Source organism: Phenylobacterium sp. LjRoot219 (assembly GCF_964252995.1).
Lineage (GTDB): Bacteria > Pseudomonadota > Alphaproteobacteria > Caulobacterales > Caulobacteraceae > Phenylobacterium.
In genome coordinates this window covers 911,704-935,437 of record NZ_CAXUQI020000002.1, presented here as the reverse complement: position 1 = coordinate 935,437, position 23,734 = coordinate 911,704, and the positions used below count along the sequence as shown (strand labels likewise).

General features: G+C 68.2%; 17 protein-coding genes and 1 tRNA gene. 7 read left to right on the top strand and 11 right to left on the bottom strand.

The window, feature by feature from the left end; genetic code table 11:
• Positions 1 to 112: 112 nt before the first annotated feature.
• The 4 genes from ACSQ14_RS22305 to ACSQ14_RS22290 all read right to left on the bottom strand — a co-directional run bounded on the left by ACSQ14_RS22305 (position 113) and on the right by ACSQ14_RS22290 (position 4,883).
• Entirely contained in the window at positions 113 to 1,828 is a 1,716-nt protein-coding gene (locus ACSQ14_RS22305) for a class I adenylate-forming enzyme family protein (protein WP_436016635.1), read from the bottom strand.
• Positions 1,829 to 1,847: 19 nt separating this feature from the next.
• The gene (locus tag ACSQ14_RS22300; RefSeq protein WP_436016633.1) at positions 1,848 to 3,011 is read right to left on the bottom strand and encodes an FAS1-like dehydratase domain-containing protein; all 1,164 of its coding nucleotides are present in this window, start codon (positions 3,009 to 3,011) and stop codon (positions 1,848 to 1,850) included.
• An 87-nt stretch (positions 3,012 to 3,098) separates the two neighbouring features.
• Entirely contained in the window at positions 3,099 to 4,085 is a 987-nt protein-coding gene (gene acuI / locus ACSQ14_RS22295) for an acrylyl-CoA reductase (NADPH) (RefSeq protein WP_436016631.1), read from the bottom strand.
• A gap of 132 nt (positions 4,086 to 4,217) precedes the next feature.
• Entirely contained in the window at positions 4,218 to 4,883 is a 666-nt protein-coding gene (locus tag ACSQ14_RS22290) for a TetR/AcrR family transcriptional regulator (RefSeq protein WP_436016629.1), read from the bottom strand.
• A gap of 406 nt (positions 4,884 to 5,289) precedes the next feature.
• On the opposite strand from ACSQ14_RS22290, the gene ACSQ14_RS22285 reads away from it, so the two are divergent.
• From ACSQ14_RS22285 to ACSQ14_RS22275, 3 genes are read left to right on the top strand one after another with little or no spacing between them, the layout of a single operon-like run.
• The gene (locus tag ACSQ14_RS22285; RefSeq protein ID WP_436016627.1) at positions 5,290 to 6,426 is read left to right on the top strand and encodes a Re/Si-specific NAD(P)(+) transhydrogenase subunit alpha; all 1,137 of its coding nucleotides are present in this window, start codon (positions 5,290 to 5,292) and stop codon (positions 6,424 to 6,426) included.
• A 17-nt stretch (positions 6,427 to 6,443) separates the two neighbouring features.
• Entirely contained in the window at positions 6,444 to 6,740 is a 297-nt protein-coding gene (locus ACSQ14_RS22280) for an NAD(P) transhydrogenase subunit alpha (RefSeq protein ID WP_436016625.1), read from the top strand.
• A complete protein-coding gene (locus ACSQ14_RS22275) occupies positions 6,737 to 8,134 on the top strand; it encodes an NAD(P)(+) transhydrogenase (Re/Si-specific) subunit beta (protein WP_436016623.1) in 1,398 nt (465 codons plus the stop codon). The genes ACSQ14_RS22280 and ACSQ14_RS22275 overlap by 4 nt, the downstream gene beginning before the upstream one ends.
• A 286-nt stretch (positions 8,135 to 8,420) precedes the next feature.
• Here the strand turns inward: ACSQ14_RS22275 and ACSQ14_RS22270 are convergent, their stop codons facing one another.
• The 4 genes from ACSQ14_RS22270 to ACSQ14_RS22255 all read right to left on the bottom strand — a co-directional run bounded on the left by ACSQ14_RS22270 (position 8,421) and on the right by ACSQ14_RS22255 (position 13,501).
• Positions 8,421 to 9,344 carry an SDR family NAD(P)-dependent oxidoreductase gene (locus ACSQ14_RS22270; protein WP_436016621.1) on the bottom strand — a complete coding sequence of 308 codons (924 nt, stop codon included), beginning with the start codon at positions 9,342 to 9,344 and terminating at the stop codon, positions 8,421 to 8,423.
• A 120-nt stretch (positions 9,345 to 9,464) separates the two neighbouring features.
• A complete protein-coding gene (locus ACSQ14_RS22265) occupies positions 9,465 to 10,667 on the bottom strand; it encodes a CaiB/BaiF CoA transferase family protein (protein WP_436016619.1) in 1,203 nt (400 codons plus the stop codon).
• Between the two features lie 110 nt (positions 10,668 to 10,777).
• On the bottom strand, positions 10,778 to 11,917 hold the full coding sequence (locus ACSQ14_RS22260) for an FAS1-like dehydratase domain-containing protein (protein ID WP_436016617.1): 1,140 nt from the start codon (positions 11,915 to 11,917) through the stop codon (positions 10,778 to 10,780).
• An 18-nt stretch (positions 11,918 to 11,935) separates the two neighbouring features.
• Positions 11,936 to 13,501 carry an acyl-CoA synthetase gene (locus tag ACSQ14_RS22255; protein ID WP_436016615.1) on the bottom strand — a complete coding sequence of 522 codons (1,566 nt, stop codon included), beginning with the start codon at positions 13,499 to 13,501 and terminating at the stop codon, positions 11,936 to 11,938.
• Positions 13,502 to 13,664: 163 nt separating this feature from the next.
• Between ACSQ14_RS22255 and ACSQ14_RS22250 the strand changes: the two genes are divergently transcribed.
• The 4 genes from ACSQ14_RS22250 to ACSQ14_RS22235 all read left to right on the top strand — a co-directional run bounded on the left by ACSQ14_RS22250 (position 13,665) and on the right by ACSQ14_RS22235 (position 18,158).
• Positions 13,665 to 14,492 (top strand): IclR family transcriptional regulator, encoded by an 828-nt coding sequence (locus ACSQ14_RS22250; protein ID WP_436016613.1) that lies wholly within the window; start codon positions 13,665 to 13,667, stop codon positions 14,490 to 14,492.
• A gap of 60 nt (positions 14,493 to 14,552) precedes the next feature.
• Positions 14,553 to 14,627 (top strand) — tRNA-Glu (locus ACSQ14_RS22245).
• A 332-nt stretch (positions 14,628 to 14,959) separates the two neighbouring features.
• Entirely contained in the window at positions 14,960 to 17,503 is a 2,544-nt protein-coding gene (locus ACSQ14_RS22240; protein ID WP_436016611.1) for a TonB-dependent receptor, read from the top strand.
• 19 nt (positions 17,504 to 17,522) lie between these two features.
• Positions 17,523 to 18,158, top strand: a complete 636-nt coding sequence (locus ACSQ14_RS22235; protein ID WP_436016609.1) for a nucleotidyltransferase family protein — start codon at positions 17,523 to 17,525, stop codon at positions 18,156 to 18,158.
• A 74-nt stretch (positions 18,159 to 18,232) separates the two neighbouring features.
• Here the strand turns inward: ACSQ14_RS22235 and ACSQ14_RS22230 are convergent, their stop codons facing one another.
• The 3 genes from ACSQ14_RS22230 to ACSQ14_RS22220 form a co-directional block, all read right to left on the bottom strand.
• The gene (locus tag ACSQ14_RS22230) at positions 18,233 to 19,654 is read right to left on the bottom strand and encodes an aldehyde dehydrogenase family protein (RefSeq protein ID WP_436016607.1); all 1,422 of its coding nucleotides are present in this window, start codon (positions 19,652 to 19,654) and stop codon (positions 18,233 to 18,235) included.
• 189 nt (positions 19,655 to 19,843) lie between these two features.
• Positions 19,844 to 21,634 (bottom strand): thiamine pyrophosphate-binding protein, encoded by a 1,791-nt coding sequence (locus ACSQ14_RS22225; protein WP_436016605.1) that lies wholly within the window; start codon positions 21,632 to 21,634, stop codon positions 19,844 to 19,846.
• A 180-nt stretch (positions 21,635 to 21,814) separates the two neighbouring features.
• Entirely contained in the window at positions 21,815 to 23,683 is a 1,869-nt protein-coding gene (locus tag ACSQ14_RS22220; protein ID WP_436016603.1) for a flavin-containing monooxygenase, read from the bottom strand.
• Positions 23,684 to 23,734 lie beyond the last annotated feature (51 nt).

Sequence of the window (23,734 nt, the reverse complement as noted above, 5' to 3'; positions counted from 1 at the left end):
CGGGATATTCGCAGGTCGAGCGCCGGGCGAAACCACCCACCGGTTGCGGGTGCGCGTCAGGCGTGCGCTCCGCGCGAGGCGGCGAGGCCGGGCCAGCACCCGGCCCTTTGCCTCAGGCCTCGGCCGCCAGCAGCTTGGCCGCGAGCTCGCGCAGCGCGCCCGACTTCACCTTGCTGCTGCCGGTCAGCGCCAGGTCGGCCTCCTGCACGAACAGCACCCGGCGCGGGATCTTGTAGCTGGCTAGCCGCTCCTTCAGGAAGTCGCGGATCGCCGCTTCCGACAGCTCCACGCCGGCCTTCGGCACGACGCAGGAGACGACCATCTCGCCCAGCGTCTCGTGCGGCACCCCGACGGTCATGTTGACCTTGATCCCCGGGAAGGTCGCCAGCACGCCATCGACCTCGATCGGTGAGACGTTGGCGCCGCCGGTCTTGATGATGTCGTTCAGCCGGCCTTCCCAGACCAGGCGGCCCTTGTCGTCGATGTAGCCGCCGTCGCCGGTGCGCAGGAAGCCTTCGGCGTCGAGCGTCTCATCGAGCGGAATGCCGATGTAGCCCAGCATCAGCGTCGGGCCCTTCACCGTGATCTCGCCGCGCTCGCCCATCGGCACGGTCTCGCCGCTCAGCGGATCGATGATGCGGATGGTGTTGCCCGGCAGCGGCTCGCCATGGCTGGCGCCGGCGATCTCCTCCGGCGTATTCGCCGGGAAGATGGTGGTGATGGTGAAGGTCTCGGTATTGCCGTAGGCCCAGCGCGGCTCGCGCCACTTGGTGGTCAGGGTCGGGTTCGAGCCGAGCTGTTGCAGCTCGACGTCGACGTAGCGCACGGACGACAGGTCGGTGCTTTCCCAGGTCGGCTGCGCCTTCAGCTGCGCCCACTGGTGCGGCCAGGCGACCAGCAGGGTGACCTTCTCGGCCGCCATCAGCCGCAGCGCCTCGGCCGGCTCGAAGGTCGGCTGCAGCACCAGGCTGCCGCCGGACGTCAGGGTCGCCCCCAGCGCCATGCAGAAGTTGCCCGACCAGAAGAAGCCGTTGGCGCTCCAGCAGCGGACGTCGTCCTGCAACTGGTAGATCCGCTTCCAGCGCCAGCACTGGACGGTGACGCCGCGATGCGAGGACAGGATGCCCTTCGCCTTGCCGGTCGAGCCCGACGAGAAGAACAGCACCGCGGAATCCGCCGGCAGGGTCGTGGAGGCGATCGCCTCGACGTGCTCCGGCGCGATCGCCTGGCCGTGCGCCAGGAAGTCCGACCAGGTCTCCAGGGCGCCCTGCGAGGCCCCCTCGCCGACCATCGCCAGCCGGCGCAGGTGCGGGAACTTCAGCGAGGCGAGCTCGCCAGGCTTGGCCTGGGCGATCTGCGGCTCGAGGTCGTTCAGGATCGCCGCGAAGTCCTTCTTGAGCACGTTGCGCTCGAACAGCAGCGTCGAGATCCCCGACATCTGGATCAGCTGCTCCAGTTCCACCGGGGTGGAGAAGGTCGACAGCGTCGTCGCCACGCCGCCGGCCAGGGCCACGCCGAAGACGGCGGACAGCCATTCCGGCCGGTTGGTCATCAGCACGCCGACCCGGGTGTCCTTGCCGACCCCGTTGGCGACGAGCGCGCGGGCCACGGCCATCGCCCGGGCCCACAGCTCGTCGTAGCTCCAGCGCTCCACCGAGCCGTCCGGATGGTGCATGACCAGCGCTTCGCGCGGGCCATATTGCTGGGTCACCTCACGCAGGTAGGCGGGCAGCGTCAGCGTGCCGAGGCCCGGCTCCTCGCTCAGCGGGACGCCGTGGATGATCGACAGGCCTTTGGCGGCTTGGTCGGGCAGGTCGTGCTTGGTCATGCGGCGAGCCGGGTCCGGATTACTTCTTGGGCAGTTGGATCTCGGCCTTCGCCGTCGCCATGGTGACGCCGAGCTGGCTGGCCATCTTGACGTCGACCTGGATCAGGTGGCGGCCCTCGTCATCGACGAACTTGTCGACCACGTCGGCGGTCATGATGGTGACGTCGCCGGTGAAGGCCGGGCCGCGGTAGGAGGCGTTGGAGTGCACGACCAGGCCGTGCTCGCCCGCCCAGCCGGCCATGTAGTCGAGGATCCAGGCGCCCATCGACGCACCGTAGCCATAGGCGCGCGGCATGCCGATGAAACGCGCCCAGCGCGGGAACAGGTGGCCGCGCGAAGGGCCGAAGTAGGCGCCGTCGGTCAACTCGGGGTTGATCGCCTCCATCACCGGGTCGTTCTCGTGGCCGGCCATCGGGCCGACGAAGCCGAGCGCTTCCAGGTCCAGGTCGGTGCGGCGGTGGGTGCCGCCCCAGATGGTGAAGAGGTAGGCGCGCCATTCGGTCGTGAAGCTGGCGATGGTGTGCGGGCCGAACACCCGCTCCGGCAGCTTGTCGCCGACGTTGACCTCATCCCACCAGCGTTCCTTGTGACCCAGGTCGTGGATCATCTGGATCCACTGGAACTTGCGCGCTTCGAGCTCCGCGATCTGCGCGTCGGTCCACTCCGGATCCTCGGTCGCGCCGGTCGGCGGCGTCTCGCTCGAATGCTCGAGGCTGTAGCGGATGGCGGTGGAACGCTGCTTCGCGATCAGCTCGCCGCGGTCGTTCTTGTAGAAGTTGTCGCCGCGCTGGAAGCAGGTCGGGCCGGCGAACTTGGTGTCCTTGACCACATAGTCGAACGGGATCCGCTCGTTGATGATCCGGTCGCCGCCAAACACCCGCGGGCCGTAGAACCACCACTCGTCGCCGCCGAACAGCAGGTGCGAGTTCGGGATCGAGCCGACGCAGGCCGGGGCCGAGCCGTGGGCGCAGTCCATGGTCACGGCGAACGACTGCGGGGCGACCAGGCGGGTGAAGCGGCTCTCGGCGGCGTAGTCGGCGTCGTAGTGCAGCCGGTTGGCGTAGTGCATGCCCTGCGCCCAACGACGGATGTCGTTGTTGTGGATCTCTTCCTTCATCCGCGCCGGCTGAATGGGCTTGCCCATGTGCTGGTCGAGGTCGGAGGTGTCGAGGGTCTTGGTCATCGGTCTGGCTCTTCGTGGAGACCGCTCCCGGGGAGCGGCCTCAAGGCTGATGGCGCAACGCCGGGCGCCCGGCCCGGCGCTGGGGTCTTACTTGTTGACGTTGACGACGATGCGGCCGCGGACCTTGCCGTCCATCAGCTGGGTCGCCGCGTCGACCGCGCCGGACAGGCCGATCTCCTGGCCGCCGATCACGTCGAGCTTGGCTAGGTCGAGGTCACGGGCCAGGCGGGCCCAGGCCGCCAGCCGCTTGGCCTTCGGGGCCATCACGCTGTCGATGCCGAGCAGGCTGACGCCGCGCAGGATGAACGGCGCGACCGAGGCCGGGAAGTCCATGCCCTGGGCCAGGCCGCAGGCGGTCACCACGCCGCCGTAGCGGGTCTGGGCGCAGGCGTTGGCCAGGGTGTGCGAGCCGACCGAGTCGACGACGCCGGCCCAGCGTTCCTTCTGCATCGGCTTGCCGGGGGCCGACAGCTCGTTGCGGTCGATGATGGTGCTCGCGCCGAGCTGCTGCAGGTACTCGGCCTCCGAGGCCTTGCCCGACGACGCCGCCACGGTGAAGCCGGCCTTGGCCAGCAGCGCGATCGCCACGCTGCCGACGCCGCCGGTCGCGCCGGTGACCAGCACCTCGCCCTTGTCCGGGGTCACCCCGGCCTGCTCCAGCGCTTCGACGCACAGCGCCGCGGTGTAGCCGGCGGTGCCGATCGCCATCGCCTGGCGGGCCGAGATCCCGGCGGGCAGCGGCACCAGCCACTCGCCCTTCAGCTTGGCCTTCTGGGCCAGGCCGCCCCAGTGGACTTCGCCGACGCCCCAGCCGTTCAGCACCACGGCGTCGCCGGCCTTCCAGTCGGGGTTCGACGACTCGACGACCGTCCCGGCCAGGTCGATGCCCGGCACCATCGGCCACTTGCGCACCACCGGCGAACGGCCGGTGATCGCCAGCCCGTCCTTGTAGTTCAGCGTCGAGTAGGCGACCTCGATGACCACGTCGCCTTCCGGCAGCTGCGCTTCGTCCAGCTGGGTCACCTCGACGGTCTGGCCAGCGTCGGTCTTGTTGATCAGCAGGGCGGAGAACATGCGGCGCTGTCTTTCCTAGAGTCTTCAGGTCGAGCGGGTCGTGACATATCCGCCCGCCAAACGCCAGCCCGCCGGGCGGCCCTCTCCACTCAGCGCCGCGGCGATAAAACCGCCTCAGCCCTCGGCCGCGCGCTAACCCGCCTTCGCCGGCGAAGGCTTCAGCCGCTCGGCGATCTCCGGGAAGCGCTCGGCCCGCAGGCTGCCGTACATCGAGATCCGCAGGCACTCCTGGGCGAAGCGCCGGGCCTGCCTGCGCCGCTCGTCCTCGCTGGCCGCATGCGTGCGCCCCCAGGCCGACCACAGGAAGGCCCCGGCCAGCATGATCACCGACAGCACCTCGGTGTCGACGCCCGGCTGCGCCAGGTCGGTCTTGGCGAACCGGGTCTGCGAGCCGGCGTACTCCTTCCAGAACGGGTCGCTGGCCGGATCCTCCGACGACAGCACCTGCAGCAGCCACACCCGGCACAGCTCCGGATTGTCCATCGCGAAGTTCGCCAGCCGGTCGGTCATCTCGGCGATGTCGACCTGCTCCACCCGCCGCTCGCCGATCGTCTCCGGATCGCCGAACACCGCCCGGAACAGCTTGTCCGACACCCATTCCGCGGTCGCCTTGATCAGCTTCTCGCGGGTCTCGAAGTGCTGGTAGGCGGTGCCGCGGTTGACCCCGGCCAGGTGCGCCACCTCCGACAGGCTCAGGCCCTCCGGGCCGTCCGCCGCCAGCCGCGTGCGCGCCGCCTCCAGGATCGCCTCCCGCGTCGCCTCGGGATCCCGCGGCCGCCGCTTGCGCGCCTCCGACATCGTCACTCCACCCCGCGTTCCAGGTCTGCCGGAAGCTCGCCGGCGGCGGACTCGTTTAGCACAGGCGCGCGCCCCCTTCTGGCGCCGGCTGTCGCGGCCGAGCCGAAAGCCCGAACCTCGGCCATAATTGGTACAGATACGCAGCATCGCCCAGGCGATAGCTGGACTCTCCGTGTTACGCCGTTCAAGCCGGCCCTGGTTGACGCGGCCGCCAGATGACGACATTACGCCAGAGCTGACGGAACTCCGCGACGCCGAACTGGGACAAGTTCTCAGATTCGGCGCGGCCCGACCGGGGGTTGGGGTTCCATGCGGTGCGGCGGTCCGATCCTGGATCCGGTCGCAGCGCAGATTTCCGGTGGACCGGGGCCGCGTGCGGCTTCGCAGGAAGTGGACGAGAGCTGGCATGGGTTCGGAGTCGCGCACGCTCGGCGTGTTGAAGGAGACCTTCCCCGGCGAGACGCGCGTGGCGCTCTCGCCCGAGGTCGCCAAGAAGTTCGCCAAGGACGCCAAGGTGCTGATCGAGCGCGGCGCGGGCCTCGCCGCCAGCTTCCCGGACGCCGAGTACGCGGCCGCCGGCGCCGAGCTGGTCGACCGCGCGGCGGTGTTGGCGAGCGCCGACGTGCTGCTGAGCGTGCGGCCGCCGGCCCATGACGACATCGCCAAGCTGAAGCGCGGGGCGACCCTGGTCGGCCTGCTAGATCCGTCGCGCAACCGGCCGCTGCTCGACGCGCTCGCCGCGCAAGGGGTCGGCGCCTACGCCATGGAGCTCCTGCCGCGCACCACCCGGGCGCAGGTGATGGACGCCCTGTCCTCGCAGGCCAACCTCGCCGGCTACCGCGCGGTGATCGAGGCGGCGACGGTCTACGGCCGGGCCATGCCGATGATGACCACGGCGGCCGGCACCATCACCCCGGCGCGGGTGTTCGTCATGGGCGCCGGCGTCGCCGGCCTGCAAGCGATCGCCACCGCCCGGCGGCTGGGCGCGGTAGTCACCGCCACCGACGTGCGCCCGGCGGCCAAGGAGCAGGTGCAGAGCCTGGGGGCCAAGTTCGTCGCCGTCGAGGACGAGGAGTTCGCCGCGGCCGAGGCCGCCGGCGGCTACGCCAAGCAGATGAGCGCCGAGTACCAGGCCAAGCAGGCCGCGCTGATCTCCGAGCACATCAAGAAGCAGGACATGGTGATCACCACGGCCCTGATCCCGGGCCGCCCGGCGCCCCGGCTGGTCACCGCCGAACAGGTCGCCTCGATGCGCCCGGGCTCGGTGGTCGTCGACCTCGCCGTCGAGCAGGGCGGCAACGTCGAAGGCGTGAAGGCCGAGGAGATCCTGACCACGGCCGGCGGCGTCTACGTCGTCGGCTACGCCAACGTGGCGGGCCGCGTGGCGGTGGACGCCTCCACCCTCTACGCCCGCAACCTGTTGGCGTTCGTCCAGCACCTCGTCCAGCAGACCGAGTCCGAGACCGGCGGCGCGGACGACGACATCCTCAAGGCCGCGGGCGTCGTGCGCGAAGGCGCCGTCGTCTACCCGTCGGCCGCCTGACCGCCTGGAGGGAGAACATGCACTCTGGCTTTAACCCGGACCTGGTCGCGATCTTCATCCTGTCGGCCTTCCTCGGCCTCCAGCTGATCAAGCGCGTCTCCAGCCTGCTGCACTCGCCGCTGATGTCGCTGACCAACGCGATCGCCGCCGTCGCGGTCGTCGGGGCGATCATCATCCTCGGCGAGGAGCCCGGCACCCCGCTGACCAAGATCCTCGGCTTCGTCGCCGTCACCGCCGCCACCGTGAACCTGGTCTCGGGCTTCCTAATCACCGACCGGATGCTGAAGATGTTCAAGAAGGGTCCGTCCAAGTGATCATCGGCAACATCGTCGTCGAGGTCGCCTACATCGTCGCGGCCGTCTGCTTCATCCTCTCGCTGATGTGGATGAGCCATCCGTCGACCGCGCGCCGCAGCGTGCTGGCCGGCGAGCTCGGCATGCTGCTGGCGATCGTCGGCACGCTCTTGCTGACGGAGGTCGTCGACTATCCGATGATCGCCGCGGCGCTCTTGCTCGGCGCAGCGATCGGCGCGCCCCTCGCCTACCTGATGCCGATGACCGCGATCCCGCAGCGGACCGCGATCAGCCACGCGCTGGGCGCGCTCGCCGTCGGCCTGATCGGCGTCGTCGAAATGGTCAAGCTGGCCGGCCACGGCGAGGGCCTGAGCTTCGAATCCGGAGCGCTGTCGTTCGAGATGATGCTCGGGTTCCTGACCTGCACCGCCTCGGTGCTGGCGTTCGCCAAGCTGCAGGAACTGGTCACCACCCGGCCGATGGTCTTCAAGGGCCAGCAGCTGGTGAACCTCGGCGTCTTCGTCGCCGCCATCGGTTGCGGCGTGGCGCTGGCGCTCAATCCGTCGAGCGGCCCGCTGCTGATCGCCTTCATCGTGCTGGCCGCGGTGTTCGGCGTGCTGCTGGTGGCGCCGATCGGCGGCGCCGACATGCCGACGGTGATCGCGCTGCTGAACGCCTACGCCGGCCTCGCGGCCTCGGCGATGGGCTTCGCGCTAGGCAACAAGCTGCTGATCATCACCGGCGCGCTGGACGGGGCCTCGGGCTTCATCCTGGCGGTGATCATGTGCAAGGCGATGAACCGCTCGTTCGCCAACGTGATGTTCGGCGGCTTCGGTCAGGTCGTCGCCGCCACCGGCGGCGGCGAGGCCAAGCCGATCCGCTCGGCGAGCCAGGAAGACGCCGCCCTGATGCTGGAGAACGCCACCTCGGTGGTCATCGTCCCCGGCTACGGCATGGCGGTGGCCCAGGCGCAGCACAAGGTCTCGGAGCTCTACCAGGCGCTGACCGCCAAGGGCGTCGACGTGCGTTTCGCCATCCACCCGGTGGCCGGCCGCATGCCCGGGCACATGAACGTGCTGCTCGCCGAGGCCAACATCCCCTACGAGAAGCTGGTCGAGATGGACGAGATCAACGGCGACCTCGGGACCACCGACGTGGCCCTGATCATCGGCGCCAACGACGTCGTCAACCCGGCGGCGCGCGACGATCCGAAGAGCGCCATCGCCGGCATGCCGATCATCGAGGCCGATAAGGCCCGGACGGTGATGGTCATCAAGCGCTCGATGAACCCCGGCTTCGCCGGCATCGACAACGAGCTCTACTACCTCGACAAGACGCACATGCTGTTCGGCGACGCCAAGGAGTTCGTCTCCGGCATGGTCAAGGAGCTCTCCGGCGGCAGCGGCCTGCACTAGCAGGTCCGCCGGGAGGTCGACTGAATCGCCGCCGCAAGGCGGCGATTTTTTTGGTCCGTATCCCGCCCGCTCCTCCCTGCGCAGCGGGGGAGGGGGACCACGGGCCGAGCGCAGCGAAGAGCGCGTGGTGGAGGGGGCGAGCCGCCGCTGCTGCGCTGGCTTCCATCGCCTCTGAAGCCGGGAAGATAGGAAGCGGGCGGCGTCAAGCGCGCCGCCTGCCCCCTCCACCACCCGCTCTTCGGCGGACGGTCCCCCTCCCCCGCTTCGCAGGGGAGGAGCGAAATTCTCACCCGCCCTTGCTGGCCATCTCGAAGCTGCGCATCAGGTGGTCGACGTGGCCCTTGGGCGCCGGCGAGAAGATCCACAGCCCGTCGGTCTTGCCGGTGTCGCGGATCTGCGGCAGCTGCTCGGCGACCTGCTCGATGGTCCAGGTCGGCTGGTAGACGCCCACCGTCTCCACCGGCAGCGCCCGGGCCACCCGGCCGGCGACCGAGATCAGCATCTCGGCGGTCACCGCGCAGCTCTCGTGAGCGAGATAGCCCACCGCCGGCGCCACCAGGTCGGGCTCCATCGGCGGATACTTGGAGGTGTCCAGCCCCTCGGCCATCCGGGTCACCGCGGCCGGGATGATGATGTTCGACTTCACCCCGAAGGCCGCGCCCTCGATGGCGGCGACGTTGGACAGGCCGAACATGCCGGCCTTGGCCACCGAGTAGTTCACCACGTTCGGGTTGCCGTAGAGACCGTTGATCGAGGAGGTCAAGACGATGCGGCCGTAGCCGGCGTCGCACATCCGCGGGAAGGCCGGGCGCACCACGTGGAAGGCCCCGCGCAGGTGGACGTCGAGCACGCTCTCGAAGTCCTCGTAGCTGAGCTCGCGAAGCGGCGCCTTGCGGACGTTGCCGGCGTTGTGGATCAGCACGTCGATGCGGCCCCAGGTGTCCATCGCCGCCTGGATGATCTTCTGGCCGCCCTCCGGGGTGGCGACCGAGTCGGTGCAGGCGATGGCCTCGCCGCCCGCCGCCTTGATCTCCTGCACCACTTCCTCGGCCGGGCTGGCGTCGGCGGTTTCGCCCTTCAGGCTGGCGCCCAGATCGTTGACCACGACCTTCGCGCCGCGCGAGGCCAGCAGCAGGGCGTAGGCGCGCCCGAGCCCGCGGCCAGCGCCGGTGATGACGGCGACGCGATCGTCGAAGCGGAGTTCAGACATTGGGCGTTCCTCTGAGATCCATTGGGCTCGCAGGCCGAGAGCTTCACGCGGAATCCGGCCGCGCGGCGGGGACAGCAATATCCCCGGATCAGAGGCTTTTCCAACCGTTGCTAACGGGCGTCAGGAAACGATCTTCAGCGCCCGCAGCCCCTCGACCTGCGCCGGCGTCAGGCCGAGCACGTCGCGCAGGATCTCCTCGGTGTGCTGGCCCAGCACCGGCGGCGCGGTGGGGACCGGCTGCGCTGCGCCGGGGAACTTGATCGAGCGGTTGACGATCGGGATCTTGCCGAGCACCGCATGGTCGGCCTCGACCACCATCTCGCGGGCGATCGCCTGCGGCTGAGACAGCGCCTCGGTGATGCCCAGGATCGGCGCGTGCGGCACCTGGTGCTCGGTGAAGATCTCGACCAGTTCCTCGACGGTACGCTCGCGGGTGAAGGCCGAGACCATCTCGTTGACCAGCGCGCGGCTGTCGCGGCGCTTCTCGATGGTGTCGAAGCGCGGATCCTTGGCCCACTCCGGCGCGCCGCAGGCCTGGCCGATCTTGTCCCAGAAGCTGTTCATCAGGCAGGCGACGATGATCGAGCCGTCCTTCGCCGGGAAGGCGCCGTAGGGCACCAGGTTCGGGTGCTGCGAGCCCTGCGGCTGCGGGTCCTGGCCGGTGAAGAAGGCCAGCTGCGCCAGGTAGCCCAACATGCCGATCAGCCCGTCCATGAGGCTGACGTCGATCAGCCGGCCCTTGCCGGTGACGCTGCGCTCATAGAGCGCCGCCAGGATGCCGATCGGCCCGTTGATGCCGCCGACCAGGTCGCCCAGCGGAATGCCCAGCTTGGTCGGCTGGCAGCCCGGCTCGCCGTTGACGCTGAGCGCGCCGGACAGGGCCTGCATGACGATGTCGAAGGACGGCTTGTCGCGCAGCGGCCCGGTCATGCCGAAGCCGGAGATCGCGCAGTAGATCAGCCCGGGATTGATCGTCGACAGCTCGTCGTAACCGAGGCCCAGCCGGTCCATCACGCCCGGGCGGTAGTTCTCGATGAGGATGTCGCACTTGGCCGCCAGATCCTTGGCCAGCGCCACGCCGGCCTCGGTCTTCAGGTCGATGACGATGCTCTTCTTGCCGCGGTTGACGCTCAGGAAGTAGTGGCTTTCGCCGTCGCGGAACGGCGGGAAGGTGCGGGTCTCGTCGCCGCCGCCCGGGGGTTCGATCTTCAGCACCTCGGCGCCGAGGTCGGCCAGCGCCAGCGCGGCGGACGGGCCGGCGAGCACGCGAGTGAAGTCCAGGACGCGAACGCCCTGCAACGGGCCTGCCCAGGTCGGAGTCACGCTGTCACTCATCGGCGTCCCTATTCCCCACGTTCTCAACCGCTCTTTTCGGCGGCTTGAAAAACTTCGGCCGCGCCCCCTCTCGGGAGCGCGGCCGGTCGTCTTGGAGCTTACTTGCCGCGGCTCGGCAGTTCGACGATCGAGGCGCCGCTGGCCGACAGCTCGTCGCGAGCGGTGATGGCCTTCTGCTGGATCTCGACCAGGAACTTGCCGTCCTCGATCCACTTCCGGGTCACGGTGCCGTCGATGAAGATGGCGTCGCCGTCCGGGTTGTGCCGGCGGATCTGGCACTTGCTCTTCCGCAGGAAGCCCGCGTCGCCCATCCAGTTGGTGACGTGGTGCGTCAGCCAGGAGCAGCGTTCCGGACCGTAATCGTAGGCGCCCGGCGCGCCGACTTCGAGGGCGAAGTCTTCGTCCCAGTGAACCCGCTCGGGGCAATCCGGCACGTTGAAGCGGTTCTTAATGCCCAGGCCCGGGTGCTTCATGATCATCTTCGCCGCGAGCTTGTTGGCGCGGATGTAGAGGCCGCCCCAACCTTGCGCGTAGGCGATGAAGCCGGTGACCGTCATCGGGCCCTTCATCATGCGCGGCAGGGCTTCGCCCTCCGTCACGTCTTCCCAGTAGCGCGGGGTGGCGCCACGGATCTCTTCGGCCGCGTACAGCTTGTAGAATTCCGCGATCTGCTCGTCGGTGTACGGTTCCACCCGGCCGCGGGCTTCGGTGTACTTGGTGCCGCGCTCACGAGCTTCGTCGCGGTCGGTACGGAACACCCAGCTGTCGCACTCGGCGACCTTGTCGCCGTGCTGGTTGAAGAATTCGGTGTGGTAGATCTGCTGGAAGGCGCGACCGGCGAAGCGGGTCTGGTGCTCGATCAGGTCCTTAAGGTGCGCCGTCGTGGTGATGACGTCGTTGCGCAGAACCGGCTTGTACCAGGTCCAGTCGGCGCCGGCCCACATGGCGTGGACGCCCGAGAGGCCGCCGCAGTAGCCCGAGACGATCCGGCTGGTCGAGAACAGGAACGACGGGAGCGCGACGATGCTGCCGTACTGGGTCTTCTCGGCGTAGCTCGGGTCGTTCCACAGCGGGTTGTCGTCGCCGATCCCGTGCGCGTAGTGGCGGATCGCGTCGCGCGTGGCTTCGTAGTTCCACGGCTCGAGCGTGTCGGTGATCGGCACGTTGAGACGCTTGCGCAGGTCGTCCAGACCCTCTTCGGTGATCTTCGGGAACTTGGCGGTGCTGGATCCGTCCATCAATCTTCTCCTGGAATTTCAGTTAGCGAGCGCAGCCGCGGCGGCGGCTTCACGGTCGCGCAGGACCTTGCGGTGAACCTTGCCCGCGGGTGTCTTGGGCAGCTCACTCACAAATTCGATATGCCGCGGGAATTCGTGCTGGCTGAGCCGCTCCCGCGTGAAGTTCTTCAGTTCGGTGGCGAACGCCTCGTCCCCTGCCCGGTCGCAGACCAGGAACGCCTTGGCCACCTGCCCCCGCGTCGCGTCCGGCACGCCGATCACGGCGGCTTCCTTGACGTTCGGGTGCTTCAGCAGGGAATTTTCGATCTCCACCGCGCTCATCGTCCAACCGGCCGAGATGATCACGTCGTCGGCGCGGCCGCAGTGATAAAGGTAGCCTTCGGCGTCGACCTTTGCGCGGTCCTTGGTGGTGATCCAGCCGTCACGACGCCACAGCATCAGTTCGCCGACCTCGTCCGGACCTGTCGGCTTCCCGTCGGGACGCTGCACCTCGAGCTTCAGCCCGGGCACCGGCTTGCCCAGCGAGCCGGGCTTCACGACGAAGTCCTCGGCGCCCGGGTAGTTGACCAGCACCACGCCGATCTCGGTGGTGCCGTACATGCTGCACGCTGGCACATGGAAGGTCTGGTCGATGAACTCCAGCGTCGCCGGGTCGATCGGCTCGCCGGTGAAGGAGAGCTTCTTGAAGTGGAAGGTGAAGTCCCCCGCCTTCCCGGAGTTCTTCATCATCCGGTAGTGGGTCGCCGCAGCCGACATGTTGGTGATCTGGTAGTCCTGCAGGCCCTTCATCAGCCGCACCGCGTCGAAGCGGCCGGCGAAGGTGCCGGTGGTCACGCCCAGCGCCAGCGGCGCCAGCGTGCCGTGCCACAGGCCGTGGCCCCAGGCCGGCGAGGACGGGCAGAAGAACTCGTCGCCCGGCCGGATGCCGGTGCCGTAGAGCGCGGCGAACATCAGCGTCACCAGCGCCTTGTGCGTGTGCTTCACCGCTTCCGGCAGCTCGCGCGTCGTGCCCGAGGTGTACTGGAAGACCGCCAGGTCGTCGGCGCGGCTCTTGGCCTCGAAGCTGGTCGGGAACTTGGCGATCTCGGCCAGCAGCGCCTCGTCGGCGACGACCACCCGCAGGCCGTCGATCTTGCGGGCGATCTCAGCCTTCTCGGCATTGGTGATCAAGAGGCTCGGCTTGCAGTCGTCGATGCGCAGCTTCAGCGCGTCCGGGCCGAACAGGGTGAACATCGGCACGCTGATCGCGCCCATGGTGATCGCGCCGAACAGGCTCAGATAGAAGGGCAGCGACGGCTCGAGCATGAAGGCGATGCGCTCGCCCGGCTTGATGCCGTTCTCGACCAGCCAGTGGGCGAACTGCGCCGAGCCGGCGGCGATCTGGTCGAAGCTGAGGATCTCGTCGCCGCCGTCGGAATGGGCGATGCGCACCGCCGCCCGGCCGGAGCCGTCCGCATGCCGGCGGATGCACTCGTGGGCGATGTTCAGATGCTCGCGGTCGCCGTCGAACAGTTCCCACAGCGCCTTGGAGTTGGCGTGCTCCTGGGCGTCGGCGAAGCGCGTGTACTCGGTAAGCTTGGCCATTGATTTAACAGCTTTCTTGTCGAAACCGCCGCGCAACCGCCGCGTCGTGGTTCGTTGAGGCCGCGATATGCCACGAGCGGTAATCTGTTGTAAATATCGAACAGTATTCTATATATTGAACGACGAAGATGTGAAGGCGGACTTCGATGACGGACGGCCAGCCATGACCGACGACGCACCGCGCCCCGCAGGCGCCGACCGCGAGCTCGCCAAGGCGATGGAATCCAGCAAGGCGCCGGCGATCTCGCGCGCCGCGGCGATTCTGCGCCTGCTCGGCAAGAGCGACGCGCCGCTCGGGGTGCAGGCGATCGCCCGCGAGTTGGGCCTGGTGCCGAGCACCTGCCTCTATGTGTTGCGCGCCCTGGTCGCCGAGGAGTTGGTCGCCTTCGACGCCGACACCAAGCGATATGCGCTGGAGGCCGGCGTGCTGACGCTGGCGCGCCAATGGCTGCGGCGTAATCCGTTCAACGACCTGGCCCAGCCGGCGCTGGACCGAATCTCCCAGGCGTTCGACGTGACCATGCTCGGCGTGCAGATCGTCGGCCTCGAGCACATGATCGTCGTCGCCATCTCGCAGTCCGGGCCGAGCTTCCAGCTCAGCACCCAGATCGGCAGCCGCTTCCCGGCGCTGATCAGCGCCACCGGCCGCTGTCTGGCGGCGTTCGGCGACTATCCGGAGGGCGAGCTCAAGGCCCGGTTCAAGACCCTGCGCTGGGACGAGCCGCCGTCGTTCGAGGAGTGGAAGGCACAGGTCGTGCAGACCCGCGCCCAAGGATTCGCCGTCGACGAGGGCAACTACATCTCCGGCGTCACCGTCGTCGCCGCCCCGGTGTGGAAGGCCCGCGGCCGGCCGAGCCATGCGCTGGTCGCCATCGGCATCGGCAGCGCCCTGAAACGCAACGGCCTGCTCGAATTGCAGGACGCGTTGAAGACCGGCGCGCGCACCTTGTCGAACCAGCTGTGCGGCGAATATTCGCCGGAGTGGAGCTGAGCGCACGGCGACGCTTGAAGCCTCCGCGGAAGCTGGCTATAGACCCGCCCCTCGCGCCGCGGTCCCTTCGTCTATCGGTTAGGACGTCAGGTTTTCAACCTGAAGAGAGGGGTTCGACTCCCCTAGGGACTGCCACGCGCCCTCCGAGAATCACCCGCCAAGCGGCGAACCCGATCGGCTGAAGCCGGGCCGGCGCGTCCGCCTAACCGACGCCCGCCGCTCATCTCCGACATCCTGGCGGTCCGCTGCCGACGCCGACAACGCTGAGAGCTCGCGGGACACCCAAGCCCTGCCCGCTGCGCGCGAATGATTCAGATTGTGAAGAAGGGCGAAGTCGTCGCTGGACAATCCAAAGTAGTCATCTTCCCCCACCGCAGAACGTATGGATTCCCCTCCGACGCAATGTTACGCTTCCGTAATAACTGGCGGCCGCGCATTGCGGGACGCCCGAATTTTAGGGGGGAAGCTTGCTCAAGATCAGCAAAGGGATTCTGTTCGCCACGACCGCGCTCGGCCTCGGCCTGACCGCGCCGGAGATCGCCGCCGCCCAGGCCCAGGCTCAGGGCCAGAACACGACGGTGATGCAGGACGTCATCGTCACCGCCCGCCGGGTCGAGGAACGGCTGCAGGACGTGCCGATCTCGATCACGGTGTTCGACCAGGAGCAGCTGGCGAACAACAACGTCACCTCGGCGAAGGACCTCACGCTCTATACGCCCAGCCTGCAGACCAACAACCGCTACGCTGGCGACAACACCACCTTCACCATCCGCGGCTTCACCCAGGAGCAGCGCACCTATTCGACGGTCGGCACCTTCTTCGCCGACGTGGTGATGCCGCGCGGCTCGGGCGCGACCCAGGGCGGCGACGGCGCCGGGCCAGGCGCCCTGTTCGACCTGCAGAACGTCCAGGTGCTGAAGGGTCCGCAAGGCACGCTGTTCGGCCGCAACGTGACCGGCGGCGCGGTGCTGCTGGTGCCGAACAAGCCGACCGACCGCCTGGAGGGCTACCTCGAGGGCAGCGTCGGCGACTACGACCTGCGGCGCATGCAAGGCGTGCTCAACGCCCCGCTGAACGACAGCTTCCGGATCCGCCTCGGCGTCGACCGGATGAAGCGGGACGGCTACCTGCGCAACATCGGCGCGTTTGGTGACGGCCGCTCCGGCAATCATGGGATGGGGAACGTCGACTACTGGGCGGGGCGCCTCAGCGCCGTCCTCGACATCACCCCCGACCTCGAGAACTACACGATCGCCAGCTTCACCCAGTCGAAGAACAACGCGGCGATTCCGAAGACGACCAAATGCTATCCGGCGGCGGTCCAGGCGCTCGGCGCGAACAACGTCCTGCGGCTCGGCCAGCTGTCCTGCGATCAGATGGCCCGCGAAGCGCAACACGGCTTCTGGACGATCTCGAACCGGATCCCGGACTCGGTGTCGATCACCGAGACCTGGCAGATCATCAACACCACGACCTGGAGCCCGAGCGCCAACCTGACGGTGAAGAACATCTTCTCCTATGGCGAGTTCCGCGGCACGACCAACATCGAGCTGTTCGGCAACTACTGGCTGACCGGCGCGGTCGCCGGCCAGGAGACCTCGCCCAACCAGGTGAACGGCTTCGCCTTCACCAGCGCCGAAGCCTCCAAGGGCTACACCAACGCCCAGTCGTCCCTGGTCGAGGAGCTGCAGTTCCAGGGCCAACAGATGGACGACCGGTTCATCTGGCAAGCCGGTCTCTACATGGAGATCAACGACCCGATCGGCTTCTCCGGCGTGCAGACCGCCACCTTCGCGCCCTGCGCCGACATCGCGTCCTTCAACTGCCTGGGCCCGACGCCGAACCAGTCGGTCGGCACCGGCTCGTTCTCCGTCGCCAAGACCAAGTTCCGAGACTACGCCGCCTACGGCCAGGGCAGCTACGACCTCACCGACCAGCTCAAGCTGACCGCCGGCCTGCGCTACACCAAGGACGAGGTCCGCACCGTCCTGCACAACGAGACCATGCTGTTCGGCAACCCCCCGAACGCCGCGACCGTGCGGTTCCGCTGCAGCAATCCGACCGCGGCGGGCTACTCGGGGCTGACCACCTATCCGTTCACCGCCGAGCAGCGGTTCGACGTCTGCGGCCAGAACCTGGAGAAGAACACCTCGGCTTGGACCTGGCTGCTCGACCTCGACTACAAGCCGACCGACGACGTGATGCTCTACGCGAAGTGGTCGCGCGGCTATCGCCAGGGCGGCCTGGCGATCTTCGGACCGGACCCGATCCAGCCGTTCGACGCCGAGAAGGTCGACACCTATGAGGTCGGCGCCAAGACCAGCTGGCGCGGCGACATGCCGGGCTATTTCAACATCGCCGGCTACTACAACGACTTCCGCGACCAGCAGCTGCAGTTCGGGGTGGCCTGCGTCTCCAGCCTGCCCGGCTTCACCGTCCCCTGCGCCGGCAACGCCGCGATCCTCAACGCCGGCAGCTCTGAGCTGTACGGCGTCGAGGTCGAGCTCGGCGTCTCGCCGTTCGACGGCCTGCGGCTCGACGTGTCCTACGGCTTCATGAAGAGCAAGCTGAAGGAGATCGACATCCCGGCCGCCGGCAGCCTGCCGCCCTACAACTCCTTCACCCCGCCGGTGGTCGGCGACGTGATCGCCAACGCCGGGCCGGAGAACAAGGTCGTGGTCTCGGCCAACTACACCCTGCCGCTGGCGGAATCCGTGGGCCAGGTGTCGGTCGGCGGCACCTATGTCTACCAGGACGCCTATCGCTCGGTGGTCGACGGCGTGCCGGGGTCGGGCAACGGCATCCTGCCGAGCGCCAATATCCTCAACCTCAACGCCAACTGGCAGGACATCGCCGGCCGGCCGGTCGACGCCTCCTTCTTCATCACCAACGTGACGAACGAGCACGTCTACCTGCACGCCAACGACAACCAGCTGCGCGGCTTCGTCTCCTACTTCATCGGCGAACCGCGGATGTACGGCGTGCGTCTGCGCTACAAGTTCGGGGGGTAGAGGCCCGACCTCAGCGGCAGTGGAGGGCGGCGCGCTCGTCCTCCATTGCCGCCCCTCGCTACTCGGGCCAGGTTGCCCCGATGCTCACCGGCCCGACGACCGATGCAGCGGCCCACGCCGCGGTCACAGCCGCGATTACGCGCCGGCCAGAACACCTGCGGATCCTGGCGCAGCCGCGCTCGAGCTGCCGGACAGCTGGGTCGGCGCGGGCTTCGTGCGCAATGCGGTGTGGGACGATCTGCACCGGCAAGCGGACCCGACGCCGCTGACCGATGTGGACGTGGTCTACTTCTGCCCGGCCGAGACGGATCCAGGCCGCGACGCCGGCCATGAGGCCAGGCTGCGGGCCGCCGCGCCTGATGTGCCCTGGTCGGTGAAGAACCAGGCGCGCATGCACCTGCGCAACGGCGATCCGCCCTACGCCAGCACGGAGCAGGCGCTGAGCTGCTGGCCGGAGACCTGCACGGCGGTCGCGGTGCGGCTGCAGCACGGCGCGGTGGAGGTGCTCGCGCCCTTCGGCCTGCGGGACCTCTTCGCCCTGGTGGTCCGCCCGGCGCCGCACTTCCAGGCGAAGCTGGAGATCTATCGTTCGCGGCTGGAGGCCAAGCAGTGGCCGCAGCGCTGGCCGCGGCTGCGGCTCGAGCAGGGCAGCTAGGCCCCTCACAGCAAAACGGCGGCGGAGCCCTGCTCCGCCGCCGTCTGCATTTTCAGCTCAGCTGTCCGCGCGGCTTACGCCGGCTTGAAGCCGATGATCGACTTGATCTCGAGGTACTCGTCGAAGCCGAATTCGCCCCACTCGCGGCCGTTGCCGCTGCGCTTGTAGCCGCCGAACGGCGCGTGGAAGTCGAAGCCGCCGTTGACCCAGATCGCGCCGGTGCGCATCCGCTTGGCGACCGCATTGGCGGTGTCGAGGCTGTCGCCGACGACGTAGCCGCCGAGGCCGAAGGTGGAGTCGTTGGCGATCGCGACGGCGTCGTCGAGGTCGTCGTAGCCGATCATCGCCAGCACCGGGCCGAAGATCTCCTCGCGGGCGATCACCGTGTCGTTGCTGGTCACGAACACCGTCGGCTTCACGTAGTAGCCCTTCTCCAGGCCGTCCGGACGGCCGAGGCCGCCGGCGATCAGCTGGGCGCCCTCGTCGAGGCCCTTCTGAATGTAGTCCTGGATCGAGTTGTACTGGCCTTTGGAGACCACCGGGCCCATGGCGACGTTCCCCTTCGGGTCGCCGACGGTGACGGCGTTGGCGGCGTCACGGGCGGCGGCGATCGCTTCGTCCATGCGGGCTTTCGGCACCAGCAGGCGCGAGCCGGCCGAGCAGGTCTGGCCGGAGTTGCCCATCATCGCGCTGGTGGCGTTGGCGACGTTGGTCGCCAGGCTGGCGTCGTCGAGCACGATGTAGGGGCTCTTGCCGCCGAGCTCGAGGCCGACGCGCTTCACGGTCAGGGCCGCGTCCTTGGTGATCTGCACGCCGACCGGCTCGGAGCCGGTGAACGAGATCATGTCGACGTCTTCATGGGTCGACAGCGCCGTGCCGAGCACCGCGCCCGAGCCTTGGATCATGTTGAACACGCCGGCCGGGACGCCGGCCGCGTGCAGCACTTCCGCCAGGATCTGCGCCGAATAGGGCGCGAGCTGCGGCGGCTTCAGAATCATGGTGTTGCCGGTCGCTAGCGCCGGGAAGATCTTCACGCAGGTCTGGTTCATCGGCCAGTTCCACGGCGTGATCAGGCCGCAGACGCCGATCGGCTCGCGGCGGATCAGGGTCGTGCCGCGCTGCTCCTCGAACGGGAACTCGCGCAGCACCTCGATCGCGGTCTGCAGGTGGCCGGAGCCGAGCAGGGTGTGGAAGCCCAGGCCGAGCGACAGCGGCGCGCCCATCTCCTCGGTGATGGCCTCGCCCATGTCCTGCTTGCGGCGCTCGTACTCCGCCTGGATCGCCAGCAGCACTTCGAGCCGCTGCTCGCGGGTGGTTTCCGACCAGCTGGTGAAGGCCTTGCGCGCCGCCGCGACGGCCTTGTTGACGTCCGCGACCGAGCCCACGGAGATCCGGCCGGAGACTTCTTCGGTCGCCGGATTGATGACGTTGGCGGTCTTCGGCTCGACCGGATCGACCCACTTACCGTCGATGTAGAACTGGAGATATTCGCGCATGGGGGCTGCTCGCTGTCTCGCGTTGCGTCTGGCGTAAAAAGCTAGCGGGCGGCCGGACGCAGTCAGGCGGCCGCCCGAAACTGTGACCGCGACGGCACTCTTCCGAGCCCGACGCGGTCATTGCAAGTGGTTTAGGCGAAATCAGAGCCCAGCAGGCGAGCCGCCGCTGGGCGCCGAAACCCTTCGCGATCAGTAACCGCTGCTGTTCTCGGTCGAGCCGCCCGACGTCGCCGACGGCGCGGCCGGAGCCGCGCCGGGGACGCCGAGGAAGTCGCCTTCTTCGCCGAACCAGTTGCGGAACTCCAGGAAGCCCGGGATGCCCGCGAAGGTGCTGTTGGCCAGCTGATCGACCTCCACGTGGATGACCGCGGGCTTGCCCGAGGCCAGGGCGCGCTGGACGGCCGGGCCGATGTCCTCGGCGCGATCGACGTATTCGCCGTGCGCGCCGAAGCTCTCGGCGGTCTTGTCGAGGCGGACCTCGGCGCCCCAGCGGGCTTCGGGCGTCGAGGTGTTGTCGCCGAAGTTCGCCTTGTACGACGCCGCCTCGATGCCCCAGGCATGGTCGACCGCGACGATGCAGATCAGCGGCAGGTTCTTGCGGACCGCGGTTTCCAGCTCCGAGATATGGAACAGGAACGCGGAGTCGCCGGTGAGCAGCGCGACGCGACGCTTGTCGCCGACCGCGAGCTGCGCGCCCAGCGCCATCGGCAGGCCGTTGCCGATCGCGCCCCAGTTCGAGCTCCACATGGAGTCGCGCGGGGTCCACTGCAGCAGCGCCGAGAACCACATGCTCGCCGCGCCGCCGTCGCGCACCAGGATCGTGTCCTCGGGCAGCACCTTGGTCGCCTCGATCGCCAGCCGGCCGGTATGAATCGGCTGCGAGGCCTCCGGAATGCGGTCCATCAGGGCCTGCTTGGCGTCGTCGCGGATCTTGGTCCACTCGGCCAGCTTGGCGGGCGCCGCGCCGGTCCAGCCGCCGAGCGCCTCGGTCAGCTGCGGGACGATGTCCTTCAGATCGCCCACCAGCGGCACGTCGATCGGCCGATTGACGCCGAAGGCGGTGGCGTCGCGCTCGACGTAGATCCACTTGCGGTCCGCATCGCCGGCCTTCCAGGCGTGGCCGCGACCGTAGTTCAGCGCCTCGCCCAGTTCGGTGCCGATCGCCAGCACGACGTCCGAGCCGGAAGCGATCTGACCGCCCGCTTCCGAGCTGTAGGCGTGGGTGCGGGCCTCCATGCCGGGGAGGATCGCCTCGACCGCGTTCGACAGCAGAATGGGGCAGTTGAGCTTCGCGGCTAGCTTGGTCACCGCTTCATGCTGGCGGCTGACGAACACGCCTTGGCCGAGCAGCAGGACCGGGTTCCGCGCGCCCTGCAGCAGCGCGACGGCTTCGGCGATCGACAGGTCGTCGGCGCGCTGCCGCGTCAGGCGGTAGCGGCTGGGCGCCAGCACCGGCGGCAGGTCGAACTTGGCCTGCATGACGCCGAGCGGCAGCTCGATGTAGGTCGGGCCCGGCACGCCGGTCGTCGCCTGGCGGAACGCCTCGTGGAAGATCTCGTCGGTCTGATCGGGATATTCGATCACGCCGCTGTACTTCATCGCGCTTTCGAAGAGCGGCGGCTGGCTCATGTACTGCATCTTGCCGCGCCGGACGCGTTGTTCGTAGATGCGCTGGCGCTGGCCCATGATGAAGACCGCCGGGATGTTCTCCTTGCGGAAGAAGTTGGCGGCGGCGGCGATGTTGCCGACCCCCGGACCCTTGTTGATGCACAGCACGACGGGCTTGCCGGTCATGCGGAAGAAGCCGTCCGCGGTCAGCGCAGCCGCCTGTTCGTGGTGCGGCGAGACGATTTCCATGCCGCGGCGCTCGGCTTCGATGAACATGCCGAAGAAGCTCGGATCAGGGATCCCGAACAGGGTGTCGATGCCTTCGGCCTGGATCAGGTCCAGGATCCGTTCGTACATGGCTTGGGTGGTCATGGAGCCTTCTCTAGTCTCGCAAAATGCCGGGTCGCCCGGCGTCTTGGATGGGATTTTGTCGGCGCGGGTCGCGCACCTTTGCCGCGTCACCGGCAGGAAAGGCAAGCTTGCGCACGCGGCGAGGTCAGCCGTCGGCCTTCCTCGCAACGTGCGCCTTAGCCGGCCGTCGGCGCCCTGACCTCAGGACGGGACGCGGTCCTTCGTCAGCACCAGGCCTTCCAGATCGCCCTGGGCGCGCCAGTCTTCCAGCAGCTTTTCAAAGACGTAGAAGCCCGGCCCGTAGGTCTCGCCGAGGTAGGAGCGAAGCTTCTTCTCGCCCTTCTCGGTGACCACTTCCTCGCCCTCGTTGTTGAAGTAGCTGGGCGTGCACTCGCGCTGGAAGGCGGAGATGTCGATCGCCGTCGCACGGATGTGGTCGACGTAGGCGTTCTGCGCCTCGAGGCTGGGTTCGACCACCGCGGCGCCGCGGTCCAGCGCCTGCTTGATGATGTAGGCGATGTGCCTGCCCTGCTGGCTGAAGGTCTCGGTCGTCGAGGCGTTGACCCCGCCCTGGATGAAGCCGGTGAAGAACTGGTTCGGGAAGCCGTGGGTCATCATCCCGTGGAAGGTGCGGAATTCCGTGGCCCAGTGCTCGTAGATCGACTTGCCGTCCCGGCCTTCGAGCACGTCGAAGCCCCAGCGCCGGTCGAGGTCGCTGGTCACCTCGAAGCCCGAGGCGAAGATGATGCAGTCGATTTCGTACTCGACGCCGTCGGCGATGAAGCCCTTGGCGGTCATCTGCTCGACGCCCTGGGTCTTCGACACGTCGATGACCTTGACGTTGGGGCGGTTGAAGGTCGGGTAGTAGTCGTCGTTCGAGGCCGGCCGCTTGCAGAGATAGCGGTAGTACGGCTTCAGGATCTCAGCCGCTTCCTTGTCCTGCACCAGCGCGTCGACCCGGCCGCGCAGCCGCTCCATCAGCCGGTAGTCCATGACCTCACGCTTGGCCATGTACTCCTCGGCCGAGGTCGGCCAGCCGTCGACGTCGAACTCGGCCGACAGGTTGCGGTTGATCTCGGTCCAGATGTCGCAGATCAGGTCCGGCTCGCCGGGCGACAGGGTCTCCATCGCGGCGTGGTGGAAATTCATCTGCCGCTCGCGCTGCCAGCCGGGCTGCAGCGACTTGGCCCATTCCGGATCGGTCTTCTCGTTGCGACGCTCGTCGACGGTCGAGGCGGTGCGCTGCAGCACGTAGAGCTGCTTGGCGTACTGGCCGAGGAACGGCACCGCCTGCACCGAGGTCGCGCCGGTGCCGACGATCGCCACGCGCTTGTCGGCGAGCTTGTCGAGCACCGGATTCTTCTGGTCGCCGCCGGTGTAGTCGTAGTCCCAGCGCGCGGTGTGGAACATCTTCCCCTTGAACTCGTGGATGCCGGGGATGCCCGGCAGCTTGGGGACGTTCAGCAGGCCGTTGGCCATGACCACAAAGCGGGCGCGGATCTCGTCGTCGCGGTCGGTGGTGATCCGCCAGCGCTGGATCTGCTCGTCCCAGCGCATCGAGGTGACCAGGGTGTGGAACAGCGCGCCCTGATAGAGGTCGAACTTCCGCGCGATGCTCTGCATGTACTCGCGGATCTCGAAGCCGTCGGTGAATTTCTTCGACGGCAGGAAGCCCATCTCTTCGAGCAGCGGCAGGTAGCAGTAGGCGTCGTTGTCGCACGACAGGCCCGGGTAGCGATTCCAATACCAGACGCCGCCGAAGTCGCCGGCGTGGTCGATGTTGCGGAAGCTGGTCACGCCCATCTTGCGCAGGTGGTAGCCGGCGAGCACGCCCGACCAGCCGCCGCCGAGCACGGCGACGTCGATGTCCTCGGAAACCGCGTCGCGCGCGACGACCGCCATGTGCGGATCGCGGTCATAGGTGTCGTGAGCGAAGTGGTCCGCCGGCGGCATGTACTGCCGCTGGCCCTCGGGCCGGGTGCGGAGCGTGCGCTCCTGGCGGTAGCGCTCCCGGAGCGCCGGAATGTTGACGGCTTCAGGCGCGGGGATGGCGCTCGGCTTACAGGTCATTTCCGATCCCAATGCTACGGAGCTTACTGGTCGTCTCAATCAACAGTGTTG